This is a genomic window from Calothrix sp. CBUCES-K 9914, assembly GCF_059640475.1.
Genome location: NZ_JBXXZH010000266.1, coordinates 1 through 11,961, shown reverse-complemented (window position 1 = coordinate 11,961; position 11,961 = coordinate 1). Strand labels below are relative to the sequence as shown.

The following is an 11,961-nucleotide window of genomic DNA, read 5'->3' as shown; positions in this document are numbered from 1 at the left end:
ACTATGGTTATCAAATACCTGGCAACCCAGGTCTTGTAGATGAGTCGCAAATCTACAAAACTATGTATAATGCCGTGACAGGAACTGATAAATCAACTGTTAAGAGTCCTCAGACTTTTTACGGCGATGGTAAAGATGATATTTTCTACGGTGGAGCAGGCAATGATACCTTCTACGCAGGTGAAGGTAATAATTACATCTTTGCTAATCAAGGTGATAACTTAGTGTACACTGGTGCAGGGAATGACTTGATTTATTCGGGTACTGGTAAAGACTTAATTTACGCAGGCGAAGGTAATAACAACATTTTCTCCGGCGCCGGCGATGATACTATATACACTGGTGCAGGTGACGACCAAATCTATGCAGGTGCTGGTAATAATTTAGTTTACGCAGGTGAAGGTAAGAATTTTATTACGGCTATAGGCGGTAATAACATTATCTATACAGGTGCTGGAGATGATGATATTCGCACTGGTGCAGGTAATGATTTAATTTACGCAGGTGAAGGAAACAATATCATTGATGCAGGTACTGGAAATGATACCGTTTATGCAGGTAGTGGCGCCGATAAATTTATTTTAGAAGCTGGTACAGGTTCTGTAACAATTTACGGATACTCCGCAAAAGACCAAATTGTACCTGGTAGCAGTTTCAAACCCACTGACTTACTTTCAACTAGTTTAAGCGGTAACGATACTTTAATTAGTTTCGGTAGTGACTTACTAGCAACCATCAAAGACAACACCTCTGTCAAAATAGGTTAGTCGTAGGTTGGTGTACGCTCTGCGTAACCCAACACACACTATTTCTTCACACCTACTACTGCATCATCTTTATTTTGCAATTCCAACAGTTCTGGAACCGTAACAAACTTATAACCTTGCTGCCTCAACTTACTAATAATTTGTGGTAAAGCTGTTACAGTATGGCTACGGTTCCCTCCTCCATCGTGCATTAGTACTATACCACCAGGCGCCGCTTGTTTCATAACCCGTTTAATTAATGTTGCTACAGATGGAATACGGTAGTCTTCTGAATCAGCAGACCATAGAATAATCGCATCGTTTTGATTTTTGGCATATTCGACTAAACCGTTGTTTAGTATTCCTCCGGGTGGACGAAATAAATTAGTTTTAACGCCTAAAGTTTTTTCAATCACATCTGCCGTACTATTGATTTCGGAAGCTGCCAATTGTGGACTCATATGCATGTACCAGTGATGCCACGTGTGGTTGCCAATAACATGACCGTCTGCCAAGACGTTTTTTCCTTGCTGTGGAAAGTTTTTAACGTTTTGCCCAATCATGAAAAACGTTGCTTTAATATTATTTTTACGAAGTATTGTTAAGATTTTGTCTGTAGAATCATGCCACGGTCCATCATCAAAAGTTAAAGCTATATATTTTTCGCTTTTTTTAAGTTTTGCTTCACGCACTGTTACAGAAGCAAAGTTTTGCGGTGCTTTGAATATGATATTATTTACCGGAGCTTGTGGTTGTTGTGGTTGTGTTGCATGAGGCGCCGAAGATAAGGGATGTGTGGAAGCTAAGTTAATGCTTTGACTACTAGCTTGTCCACTTGCCTCAAGCTGATGTCGTCTACTTAACAGTGTGTAAGTAAAAATACTGCTACCTGTAATTATTGATAGTAGTGTTAATTGCCGTAGAAGAAACAGCTTTTTAAGTTTCATGAACTTGTGCCCAAATTATCAGGGTAATAGTAACATATTTAGTTTAAAATTTAATGATTATATAGGAACTCGGCTTTGTAGAAATTTGGCACTAATTATTCATACGTTTGACACACTGATGTCAGACAGGTGTTGTAGAAGATAAAATATTGCTTTATTTTGCTTTTTAAAGACCGTTAAACAGAATATTAATAATGATTAGAAAAATTTCTCAATTTTGGTTACACTCTATACATCCTCGTTTGGTTACTTTAATTGCTGCACTGGGAATAGGTGGAATTAGTGTTTGTCTGCTAGTTTTATTTATTGTTGCTAAATTAGCAGAGGAAGTTTTAGAGAAAGAAGCTTTTGCATTTGATACAAACATCTTACTATGGCTGCATCAATTTGCTAATCCTAGTCTTGATAATTTAATGTTGTTTATTACTCATATCGGCAACCCAACAACGGTAATAATTATAGTTGTTATTACTTTAGCTGTTTTGTGGTGGCGCCGTTATCGATTAGAGTTTATGATATTTTTATTAACGTGTTTGGGTGCGTTTATTTTAAATACATGTTTAAAGTTGTTTTTCTCAAAAACTCGTCCGCAGCTTTGGAAACAATTAATTACTGAAACCTCATTTAGCTTTCCTAGTGGTCATGCACTTGGGTCAATGGTTTTATATGGTTTTCTTGCTTATTTATTAGCTTTCTTTTATCCAAGATTTTCCGCGCTTATCTATATTTTTGCTGTGTTTTTAATTGGTGCTATTGGTCTTAGTCGATTATATTTAGGTGTTCACTGGCCTACTGATATAATTGCAGGTTATGGAGTGGGATTTTTATGGTTGACTATATGTATTACAATGTTAAAACTACAAAGATTAAGAAAAGTTAGCAATTTAGATTAGGTATCATTATTCCCGCTTTGCGACCTTTGTGTTCTTTGCGGTTTATTTCTTTAACGAACCGCAAAGTACGCAAAGGACGCGAAGAAAGAAGATTAAGTTAAGGTATTTTTAATCAAGAGTGTATTTAGCTATTTGCTGTTTTAATTTTTCTAATGTTGTTTCGTCGTTGTGTTCTAGAGTATTTACTATATCGTGTATAAGAGGTACTTCTAGTTCTAAACTTTCTATTATGTCACGCTGGTTAAATACTTCTTTGGGTTTTCCTTCTAATATTAGTCTTCCTCTGTCCATTACAAATACCCAGTCTGCCCAACGGTATATTAAGTCGAGGTCATGTGATGCCATAAGTATTGTTGTACCGTAACTATGAATCTTTTTTAGCGTTGCCATGAGGTTACGCGAATGTAGTTTATCTAAATATGCTGTGGGTTCGTCGAGTAAAAGCAGTTGAGGTTGTAGCACCATTACATCCGCTATGGAAACTCGCTTTTTTTGACCTAAACTCATGTGATGGACGGGTGTTTGTGCTAGTTCTAGTAAATCAAATTCTTCTAATGCTTGAGAAACGCGCGTTTTAATTTCTACTTCTGGTAAACCTAAATTACATAAACCGTAAGAGATATCTTCTTCTACGGTTGAAGCAACTAGCTGTTGTTCCGGGTCTTGAAAGATTAAACCAACTTGTTGACGCAGTTGCATTAATGATTTACGATTATATTCTATTGGCTTTCCTTGCCAAATAATAGAACCTTTATTTGGTTTATATAAACCATTTGCCAGTAAGAACAAAGTTGTTTTACCACAGCCGTTTTGACCAATCAACGCGCACTTTTTACCTGTGGGTATTTTTAGTGTTAGTTCGTTCAATGCGCTCTTCCTGGTCCCTATATATGTATAGTAGACTTGTTCAAGTTGAAGTAAGTATTCATACATTTTATCCATATATTTTAAACATTTCGGATAAATATTTCTAAAATAATTAAGAATGTACAGCCAGAAATTGCTTCGATTAAATACCGTTTGGATGGTTTATGTCGTTCTGGATACCATACACAAAATTCTCCATTAAAACCGCGCGATTCTATACTTAATGAGATTTGACGATAGTTTTCAATAGTGCGTTGAAATAATTGTCCAATTAACAAGGCTAAACTTTTCATGCCAGAATTAAAAGTGCGGTATCCAAACCTTGCTTGTTGTGCTGTCCACAGTGTACTCGCTGTGTTTAATAAAACAAAAATAAAGCGGTACATCAATAATAACAGTTCCATCAAAAGCGGTGGAAAGCCCATTTTACGTAAAGCTTGTAATAATTCAACGAAAGGAACCGTTAGCATGATAAAATATAAACATGAAAGTGCAGCCAATGCGCGCGTTAATATCGTCAGTACTTGAATTATTCCTTTAGAGCTTATATATATATAGTATGAGCCAATTATAAAACCTGTTAAAGCATCACCTCGTATACTAGCTTCAGAAATAATATTTACTACGTTGATAGCTAAAGCAGGTACACTCGTTAACCAAAATAACAAAGCAACGTAAATTAGACGCAAAAAAGTTTTTACCGGAATACGCGCGTATCCAACTATCGAAATAGTCATCCAGAGTGCAATGATAATTTGTACAGTTGGATGAGAAAAATAAGTAATTATAAAAAGCGTGGTTGCAAATATTAATTTATGTTTAACTGGCAACCACCGCAAATTATTTGTGTATGCGAGTGTGTCTATCTGTATTCTCATCTCTTTGTTTACTTTCGCTGCGTCCTTTATATAGACCTATTACAAAACCAATAACACCTGCACCACCTGCTGCTTGTACTGAAAATAACAAACTTGCAACTTCTGAGCTAGGTAACTCAAATACAGGTTGAAACCAAGGTTTGTACTGTGGATGTAATTCGGTTATTGCTTCTTTAGCTTTATCGTCAGACCCCCCAAACTCCCCCTTAACAAATAATAACGGCGCCACTGCTAATGCAATGACTGCGAAGAATAATAACCAATTGTTTGTTTTGTTTGACATAATTTGTTTTAACTCCTTAAAAACCCACTTTCTTAAACTTCAGCTTTAATTAAATTCAACATTTCTAATTCTTGGCGCCCATAATTAGTCAACCAGTTCCATACCAACACAGTTAACAATCCTTCACTGATGGCTAACGGTACTTGTGTAATTGCAAAAATACCTGCAAACTTTATAAATGATGCCATGAAACCACCTGTTGCCGCAGGAAATGCTAAAGCTAATTGTACAGATGTCACTATATATGTAATTAAATCAGCTAGAGCAGAAGCTACAAATATCGCTAACCGTTGTTTACCAGTTGGCACAATTAAACGATATATCCAAAACGCAACGATTGGTCCAACTATTGCCATTGAAAACGCATTTGCTCCCAATGTCGTTAAACCACCATGTGCTAATAATAAGGCTTGAAATATTAATACTAATGTCCCTAATACTGACATTGTTAAAGGACCAAATAGTACGGCGCCTAATCCCGTACCTGTTGGATGCGAACAACTACCCGTAACTGAGGGTATTTTTAATGCTGATAATACAAAAGTGAAGGCGCCTGATAAAGCCAAAAGTAGCTTTAACTCAGGTTTTTCGGTGGTAATGCGTGTGATGCTACGTAAACCTAATACAAAAAACGGTAAAGCAACTACAAACCAAAATATTGCCCACTCTGGAGGTAAAAAACCTTCCATAATATGCATTGCGTGTGCTTTTGCCTCGGAACCAACAACCAAGTAAAAGCTCAAAAATGCCATTAAACTCAAATTGATTAGGCGCCACTTTCGTGGTGATATTAAAGTATTACTTAACATTCTTAACATTCGTTACACCTCTGCTGAATAAAGTAAATTACGGAGTTGCTAGTAATCCTCAAGAAGTACACCCAAAGAGTATATGATATACTGCTATTTCAAGTTATGCCACTAAAATTGATTATCATTACCAATTTTGGTGTGTGAAAAGACAAATAGTTGGTTTACCAAATAGGTAATTCTGACGATTTAAACAATTTGCTCAAGACTGCTACAGAAACTTGCTTCCGACTACCACAGCAAGCGTCACTCAAAAATATAGAATACTGCATTTTCACCTATACCTCGTAGATGAGCATTATAAACATTTATTACAAACATAAATCGGCGGGCATTCTGACTTTCAAGGTTAAAAAGTAACTTTTACTTGATTACAGCTGCGGGACAGTGCCGGATTTTCACCGAACTTTCCCCGTTTCCTCTAATGGCTGACCCCACTAGAACCGATTCAATCACAGTAACATAGATAGTTGTTAACAACACATATGAATCAGAAAAACAACATAAAACGCTACAAAAGGTATATGGTTGTAGAGACGTGTAAACTGGAGGTTTACACGTTATCCGAAGGATATCCGCTTATGGTAGGGATTAATCACGTCTCTACACCAAAAATAAAAATGTCAGAAACTGAGAAACATTTAGGTGCCTATTTTAGTCAAGAGCAAGTATTGTGTTAACTAAGAGCTTGACCATGACACGGGTTATCGAATACCCTAGGCACTCAGGCTAGTTTTTTAAGGAAGGCTATGAACAAGAAATTCATTCTCATTTTGCTTTCAAGTTCGACAGTGTTTACCTCATTAATGTCAACATTATCGGTCATTAATCCCGCACATGCTGCCGAACCACGTCTAGAGCAGAAATTAATCCATACACGAGAAAATAAAACATGTATCACTAATCCTCACGGTCATCATAATTTTATTTGTATTCGTGATTCAGAGAGAAGTCCAAGTGCCAAACCTGTAGTATCACAAACTGTTGTTAATGGTGCGACAAATACAAATGTTGCGATGTTAAATTTTACAGAAGAAGAAAGTGATGCTGCAATTAAGCTATTTGGCTGTGACTGCCCGTATTGTATTAATTCTTTACGTCAATTAACAGGTACAGGTAACTTGGTTTATTAATTTTGGTGCATATGTAATTAAGGTATTTTAAGTAGTGGTTGACTTACTTTAAATGTGGTGCCTTAACCGTCACTGGGACTTTCGGCTTCTACTATACCACCGTGTAACTTTGCCAAATATTTAATTATCGTTAGTAAAACACGTGGGTGCGTCACAGCTACAACAATTTCTTTGTATTGCGAAAATCTAACTGCTGTGACGCACCCTCTTTAAATCGGCGCCAATCTGGCGCTGTTTTGACGTAATATTTAGATTATCAAATTTTGCACTCGTTCCTTTACTTGGTCGCGGACAGTACGAAACTTGTGTATATCGTGTCCTTCTGGGTCATCAAGTTGCCAGTCTTCAAATATTTCTCTAGTTACCCAAGCTTCTGGTAAATTCACACCACATCCACATAGAGAAATTACTACATCGTAATCTTGAGGATTAAATTCATTTAATGCTTTTGATGTTTGATTACTAATATCAATTCCTATTTCTGCCATAACTTCAACAGAGATGGGGTCTACATGGCTAGCTTCCAAACCAGAACTTGATACTTCTATTTTACCTGCACCCAATGTACGCGCAAACCCTTCTGCCATTTGTGAGCGGCGAGAATTTTTCTTACAGACAAACATCACTTTTTTCATAAGCTTAGTAAGTAGAAACAAACACGATTAATTATTTAACGTCTTGAAACTGATTAGAAAGTATTCTATATACAATTACAGCTATTTGTGCCCCTAAAATCGGCGCCACCCAATAAATCCACTGGTGCTGCCATATACTTGCTACTAACGCAGGAGCAAAAGAACGCGCGGGGTTCATGCTAGCGCCTGTTATTGGCCCCATACATGCAGCTTCCACAAAAACTGTTAACCCAATAGCCAAACCCGCAAAACCCGAAGGCGCCCGTTTATCTAGTCCAGAACCAAAAATCACAAACATCAAAATAAACGTTAGAACCGTTTCCAGCACAAACGACTGTAACCAATTTCCATTTAATGGTAAAGTTGCTCCCAAATTTCCGACTTTCCCAAAACTTATTAGCAACAAACCAGAAGCCATTACTGCCCCTATTAACTGTGCGACTATATACGCTAACACCCGTCGCCTCGAAAAATAACCACTCGTCCAAAACGCTAACGTCACAGCAGGATTAAAATGGGCGCCGCTAATATGTCCTACTGAGTAAATTAACGCAGCAACAACTGCACCAAACACAAAACTTATACCGATATGCGTAATTGCCCCTTGACTTATATCATTTACTATGACGGCGCCTGTTCCAGCAAAAACTAAAACGAATGTGCCAATCGCCTCCGCAATTACAGTACTTCTGCTTTGAGATAATTCTTGTGCAATAGGCATCCTTGCCCGTTCTAAACATCGGGAATGGCTCCGACGACCATCCCAGAAGAGAATATTGTATCTAACCACAACCACCCCCACTACAAATCTATATCTCTATCATTTCAAAAAAAATTGATATGTCAAGGTGTTGAAGTATACAATCAGAAAAAGTCATCAAAAAAAGTTGATATATCAGCTTTCAGTGCAAGAAGAAGCGGTTACATGGCGACAGGAGCGAAAATGAGTAAGATATGATTCTAGATGGGCAAATTGAGGTGCATTGATACTATAATAAATCCAGCGTCCTTGCTGACGTGAGTTAACAAGACCAGCTTCTTTAAGGATTTTGAGATGGAATGATAGTTTTGACTGCGTGGCGCCGAGAACGGTACATAAATCGCATACGCACTGTTCTTTATGTTGCAAAAGTTCCAAAACGCGAATCCGTAACGGGTCTGAAAGTGCGTGAAAGCCAGCAGCGATATTTTCAGGGGTAGCGACAATAGGAGTTAACATTGGTTGCTTTAATAGCTAATGTTATTTTGTATACAAATAACTATTTTTTGGGATATGCATAATTATAAGCCGAAGAAAGTGTATATAGTTATAATATTATTACTAATGCCTTGAGTTGCAACATACTTAATTAGTTTAACACTACTTACTAATCTTGCTTCTTACAGTACGCCTTTTGCTTCACTATTGTTTGCGTCCATCACTATTTATACAAGTATTTGTAATTGAATTAATTTTATATCGTCTAAAACATTAATAGTTGACGAAAAATATATTTCTATAAGGCATTCATTGATCAAATGGCAGTGGAGTAAGAAAATTAATTTGAAGACAAAGAAATATTTGAAAGCCTTTAAATTTTTAACTCAGCCAGAAAAAGTGTGGTTAGAATGGGAAATCAACAGTTTTTTGCAAAAAAATAAGTTGTTGTAAAGTGGGCAGTGCCCACCTTACTATTGGCGCTACGCTCAGACGGGGCGTTTATTAGGCGCCAATACCGACTAGTTGTATATCAAAGACCAAATCTTCGCCAGCGAGAGGATGATTTGCGTCTAAAGTGATGGTAGAGTCAGAGATATCAGTGATGACAACGGGTATAACTTGACCTGTAGGTTGCTGAATTTGTAGCTGCTGACCAATTTCAGGTTCTAACTCAGGTGGCATTTGCTGACGGTCTACTTCAAGCACCATGTCAGGACGGTATGTACCATATGCTTGTTCTACAGGAATCTGAGTAGTTTTGGAGTCACCAGCGTTCATTCCTACAACTGCTTCCTCGAATCCAGGGATTAACTGTCCTGTGCCAATTGTAAACTCTAATGGGTCGCCTCCATTAGAAGAGTCAAATACTGTACCGTCTGTTAATTTACCTGTATAGTGAACTGTTACAGTGTCACCGACTTTTGCTTGTCCCATTGATTTTTCTCCTAGAGTTTTTTAATCACGTAAACCTTGAGGTACAGGCTCGCATACCATCTGACCAACTAAATAGAGGAATTGACATCCCTCTGAGGTTGGGTATTGCATAGCTTGCTTTTTGGTAATTTAGGTAATTTAACTGTGTGATTTAACTATTGCGGGAAGTTAATATTCCAAGGTCAAATTAACTCTCGAATCAGATTACATCATATACATCGCAAGTGGCGCCTGATCAATAAAAAATTAAGAAATATTTGATTAAATTTTTTATAATGTTTTTATAATGCAAAACCTAAATATCATTAATTTTGATGTTCACCGTAATCAGGACTTCAGTCCTTAACTCTGATAACGCGACACAGGTTTTTGATGCCTGTGCCACATGTACAACAGGTATTTTCGGCTAACTTAAGTATTAGTACTTAAAAACTCTATTCCCTCATCCAATTCTGCTGCTCGCAGCGCGCGCGAACATACCCAGTCAGTAGAAACCACAGCGGGCCATCCTTTGCGTACAGCTTCAGGACATATCGTATAAATCGTTAATTGACAGTCGATTAACTCTAAACCAGATTTTTCAACTTGTTTTGTTGCTTGTTTGAGAATCGAGGAATTTTCAAACTCGATTGTCATGTTACACTGGGCACACACCATGTGATGATGGTGATTCGGTGATGAGGTATTGAGTTCGTAGTGCTTGTGTACCTCTGCTAACTCCAATTCTCGTAAAATCCCCATCCGTGTCATCAACTTCAAAGTACGGTATATAGTTGACAGACTAATTCCTTCTTGACGCTGCTCTAATACAGTGAATAGCTCCTCTGCACTTAAATGTTTTCCTCTAGGAAGATTTTGAAACACCTGTAATATTACTTCCCGCTGCGGTGTTAATCGCCATCCTTTGGAATTTAGTTCGGCTTTGAGAGAATTGGCACTATACATAAATTACAACTCACGAGCTGGGTACATGGAATTATCATAATCGCAAACGGCACTGAGTTGCAATAAACCTGTGCTTATTGAGAATTTTAATTCTTTATAGAAGGCAGTAAGTTATCTCTGGCTAAAATTGTTAACTAGCATTCTTAACAATCTAAATATTGTTAAATACGATGGTTTCTCGATTATATTTTTTCGTGATACGCGCATTAGCTGCATATTACGACTCTTTATATCTCACATACTGTACAAATTAAATTTAACTTTTTACTACTTAGTTTTTTGAGTCTTCTCCTATTTTCATCGGCAGCTAAAGCAGACCAAACACAGGAATTAAATGAGTTAGCAAGTTCACTAGCATTAATTCACATAACATTAATTCACATAGCATTAATGGGCTTGGGTAATTTCTTGTGGGTAAATTCTTATGGTAATTTCTTGTGGGATGGGCATCCCTGCCCGTCCAGATTATATCCAGATTATTCCCTTTCTTCATAATCTTCACTAGACGTAGGGTCTAATTCCCAACGTTCATCATCACGTTCCTCTAAAATATCATTTGTGCGAAGAATCGCATTATCATCCATTTCTAAACCAACCGCTTTTTCTAAGTCTTCAGTAACGTTTTGGTCGGGAGTCGCGACAGTACCTCCAACAGCTTCATCCCCTACAGCATCCGCATCTTGCCAGTATGCGTCCACATCACCCCCTGTTAGTTCCGGACTTGTTTGAGTGTAATCTTCCATGTCCGCGCGCATTGTTCGACCGCCAACGTTATATCCAGGGAGGTCTTTAACACCCGTACCGTATGACTCTGTTATTTCCTGTGGTAAATCACTAACTTCTGCTTCTGTGTCAAGGTCTGATTCTACCTTCTCTGAACGCTTTTTTTGATTTGCCATGAGATTATGACTCTTATTTCATTCGTCAACTGCATCCTCACAATAACGCTTTTTTGTCAAGCTTTTATACTCCAATAGAAGTACTACTTTAGATAGAGATATAAATACACTGATATATATCTTAGGAGCGAAGATATACTGGTGATTTCTGCGTAGTCTGGTAATTGTCAATTCACGCTATAGCCACTTCACGCATAGTTATGAGTTATGAAAGCCGTAGCTCATAACTGTTTTTTTAGGTTTTAATTTATTAGCTTACGTGTCTACTTAATTTAATTATATTAAAATTTAGTAAAATTTGACATATTTTTAGTTTTTAGATTTAGTTTTTACATCTATATACAAGATTTTTAAATTCAATGAGAAAAATTTTTGCTCAGATAAATTGCATATCTCTCTTTAGAGCGAAGCCTTGAAGCAAACAGATGTATAGCATGAGAAGTATCAAAAATCGTCAACTAGCTCCTTGATAGTTATGGGCTACAAGTAAGAATAACTAATAAAATACCTGTTTATTCGTGCTTATAGCTCATAAATTTCTTATCAAAGCTGTTTCCAAAGAAGAACTAGCTGCGAAATGATGAAACTATTTTTCTAGGTATAACCTAATTTGTAGTCGTATTCGGAAAATAACAAGGATAGAAAGGAAGATTTATCATGAAGTACGATGAATTTATTAAGCATGTACAAAATACAGCTCAATTGAGTTCTCGTGAGGATGCTATAAAGGCAACTCGTGCGACGTTAGAAACAATTCGTGAACGTATTGTTGGAGATGAAGCAAAAGACCTA

Annotated in this window: 15 protein-coding genes and 1 riboswitch; of the genes, 4 read left to right on the top strand and 11 right to left on the bottom strand. The window is 37.1% G+C overall.

Annotated features, from left to right (window positions below):
* Positions 1–767: calcium-binding protein (locus tag AC2JBO_RS36955; protein ID WP_496958610.1), on the top strand; the 767-nt coding region annotated here is incomplete at its 5' end.
* 38 nt (positions 768–805) lie between these two features.
* Here AC2JBO_RS36955 and AC2JBO_RS36950 read toward each other — a convergent pair.
* Entirely contained in the window at positions 806–1,693 is an 888-nt protein-coding gene (locus AC2JBO_RS36950; protein WP_496958609.1) for a polysaccharide deacetylase family protein, read from the bottom strand.
* A 194-nt stretch (positions 1,694–1,887) separates the two neighbouring features.
* Between AC2JBO_RS36950 and AC2JBO_RS36945 the strand changes: the two genes are divergently transcribed.
* Entirely contained in the window at positions 1,888–2,586 is a 699-nt protein-coding gene (locus AC2JBO_RS36945; RefSeq protein ID WP_496958608.1) for a phosphatase PAP2 family protein, read from the top strand.
* Positions 2,587–2,694: 108 nt separating this feature from the next.
* Here AC2JBO_RS36945 and AC2JBO_RS36940 read toward each other — a convergent pair whose 3' ends face one another.
* From AC2JBO_RS36940 to AC2JBO_RS36925, 4 genes are read right to left on the bottom strand one after another with little or no spacing between them, the layout of a single operon-like run.
* Positions 2,695–3,519, bottom strand: a complete 825-nt coding sequence (locus tag AC2JBO_RS36940; RefSeq protein WP_496958614.1) for an energy-coupling factor ABC transporter ATP-binding protein — start codon at positions 3,517–3,519, stop codon at positions 2,695–2,697.
* A 14-nt stretch (positions 3,520–3,533) separates the two neighbouring features.
* Positions 3,534–4,331 carry a cobalt ECF transporter T component CbiQ gene (gene cbiQ, locus AC2JBO_RS36935; RefSeq protein WP_496958607.1) on the bottom strand — a complete coding sequence of 266 codons (798 nt, stop codon included), beginning with the start codon at positions 4,329–4,331 and terminating at the stop codon, positions 3,534–3,536.
* Complete coding sequence (locus tag AC2JBO_RS36930) at positions 4,294–4,614, bottom strand: energy-coupling factor ABC transporter substrate-binding protein (RefSeq protein WP_496958606.1); 321 nt, start codon at positions 4,612–4,614, stop codon at positions 4,294–4,296. Before AC2JBO_RS36930 ends, cbiQ begins: the two co-directional genes overlap by 38 nt.
* Before the next feature lie 32 nt (positions 4,615–4,646).
* Positions 4,647–5,423 carry an energy-coupling factor ABC transporter permease gene (locus AC2JBO_RS36925; RefSeq protein WP_496958613.1) on the bottom strand — a complete coding sequence of 259 codons (777 nt, stop codon included), beginning with the start codon at positions 5,421–5,423 and terminating at the stop codon, positions 4,647–4,649.
* Positions 5,424–5,732: 309 nt separating this feature from the next.
* A riboswitch (cobalamin riboswitch) is annotated at positions 5,733–5,886 on the bottom strand.
* A gap of 286 nt (positions 5,887–6,172) precedes the next feature.
* Between AC2JBO_RS36925 and AC2JBO_RS36920 the strand changes: the two genes are divergently transcribed.
* A complete protein-coding gene (locus AC2JBO_RS36920) occupies positions 6,173–6,556 on the top strand; it encodes a hypothetical protein (protein ID WP_496958605.1) in 384 nt (127 codons plus the stop codon).
* A 248-nt stretch (positions 6,557–6,804) separates the two neighbouring features.
* Here the strand turns inward: AC2JBO_RS36920 and arsC are convergent, their stop codons facing one another.
* The 6 genes from arsC to AC2JBO_RS36890 all read right to left on the bottom strand — a co-directional run bounded on the left by arsC (position 6,805) and on the right by AC2JBO_RS36890 (position 11,169).
* The gene (gene arsC / locus AC2JBO_RS36915) at positions 6,805–7,191 is read right to left on the bottom strand and encodes an arsenate reductase, glutathione/glutaredoxin type (protein ID WP_496958604.1); all 387 of its coding nucleotides are present in this window, start codon (positions 7,189–7,191) and stop codon (positions 6,805–6,807) included.
* 31 nt (positions 7,192–7,222) lie between these two features.
* Positions 7,223–7,912: an MIP/aquaporin family protein gene (locus AC2JBO_RS36910; RefSeq protein ID WP_496958612.1), complete on the bottom strand. Its 690-nt coding sequence runs from the start codon at positions 7,910–7,912 to the stop codon at positions 7,223–7,225.
* A gap of 174 nt (positions 7,913–8,086) precedes the next feature.
* Positions 8,087–8,410: an ArsR/SmtB family transcription factor gene (locus tag AC2JBO_RS36905; protein WP_496958603.1), complete on the bottom strand. Its 324-nt coding sequence runs from the start codon at positions 8,408–8,410 to the stop codon at positions 8,087–8,089.
* Positions 8,411–8,893: 483 nt separating this feature from the next.
* Entirely contained in the window at positions 8,894–9,325 is a 432-nt protein-coding gene (locus AC2JBO_RS36900; protein ID WP_496958602.1) for an FKBP-type peptidyl-prolyl cis-trans isomerase, read from the bottom strand.
* 411 nt (positions 9,326–9,736) lie between these two features.
* The gene (locus AC2JBO_RS36895) at positions 9,737–10,270 is read right to left on the bottom strand and encodes a Fur family transcriptional regulator (RefSeq protein WP_496958601.1); all 534 of its coding nucleotides are present in this window, start codon (positions 10,268–10,270) and stop codon (positions 9,737–9,739) included.
* Positions 10,271–10,746: 476 nt separating this feature from the next.
* Positions 10,747–11,169, bottom strand: a complete 423-nt coding sequence (locus AC2JBO_RS36890) for a DUF6335 family protein (RefSeq protein WP_496958600.1) — start codon at positions 11,167–11,169, stop codon at positions 10,747–10,749.
* A gap of 657 nt (positions 11,170–11,826) precedes the next feature.
* Between AC2JBO_RS36890 and AC2JBO_RS36885 the strand changes: the two genes are divergently transcribed.
* Positions 11,827–11,961 (top strand): DUF2267 domain-containing protein (locus tag AC2JBO_RS36885; RefSeq protein ID WP_496958611.1); only part of this gene is annotated, 135 nt, incomplete at its 3' end.

What these genes read in the sequence shown, in the direction of transcription:
- AC2JBO_RS36910 (WP_496958612.1), bottom strand. Translation starts at nt 7,912, where the DNA reads ATGCCTATTGCACAAGAATTATCTCAAAGCAGAAGTACTGTAATTGCG.
- AC2JBO_RS36930 (WP_496958606.1), bottom strand. Translation starts at nt 4,614, where the DNA reads ATGTCAAACAAAACAAACAATTGGTTATTATTCTTCGCAGTCATTGCA.
- cbiQ (WP_496958607.1), bottom strand. Translation starts at nt 4,331, where the DNA reads ATGAGAATACAGATAGACACACTCGCATACACAAATAATTTGCGGTGG.
- arsC (WP_496958604.1), bottom strand. Translation starts at nt 7,191, where the DNA reads ATGAAAAAAGTGATGTTTGTCTGTAAGAAAAATTCTCGCCGCTCACAA.
- AC2JBO_RS36890 (WP_496958600.1), bottom strand. Translation starts at nt 11,169, where the DNA reads ATGGCAAATCAAAAAAAGCGTTCAGAGAAGGTAGAATCAGACCTTGAC.
- AC2JBO_RS36900 (WP_496958602.1), bottom strand. Translation starts at nt 9,325, where the DNA reads ATGGGACAAGCAAAAGTCGGTGACACTGTAACAGTTCACTATACAGGT.
- AC2JBO_RS36945 (WP_496958608.1), top strand. Translation starts at nt 1,888, where the DNA reads ATGATTAGAAAAATTTCTCAATTTTGGTTACACTCTATACATCCTCGT.
- AC2JBO_RS36940 (WP_496958614.1), bottom strand. Translation starts at nt 3,519, where the DNA reads ATGTATGAATACTTACTTCAACTTGAACAAGTCTACTATACATATATA.
- AC2JBO_RS36920 (WP_496958605.1), top strand. Translation starts at nt 6,173, where the DNA reads ATGAACAAGAAATTCATTCTCATTTTGCTTTCAAGTTCGACAGTGTTT.
- AC2JBO_RS36925 (WP_496958613.1), bottom strand. Translation starts at nt 5,423, where the DNA reads ATGTTAAGTAATACTTTAATATCACCACGAAAGTGGCGCCTAATCAAT.
- AC2JBO_RS36895 (WP_496958601.1), bottom strand. Translation starts at nt 10,270, where the DNA reads ATGTATAGTGCCAATTCTCTCAAAGCCGAACTAAATTCCAAAGGATGG.
- AC2JBO_RS36905 (WP_496958603.1), bottom strand. Translation starts at nt 8,410, where the DNA reads ATGTTAACTCCTATTGTCGCTACCCCTGAAAATATCGCTGCTGGCTTT.
- AC2JBO_RS36950 (WP_496958609.1), bottom strand. Translation starts at nt 1,693, where the DNA reads ATGAAACTTAAAAAGCTGTTTCTTCTACGGCAATTAACACTACTATCA.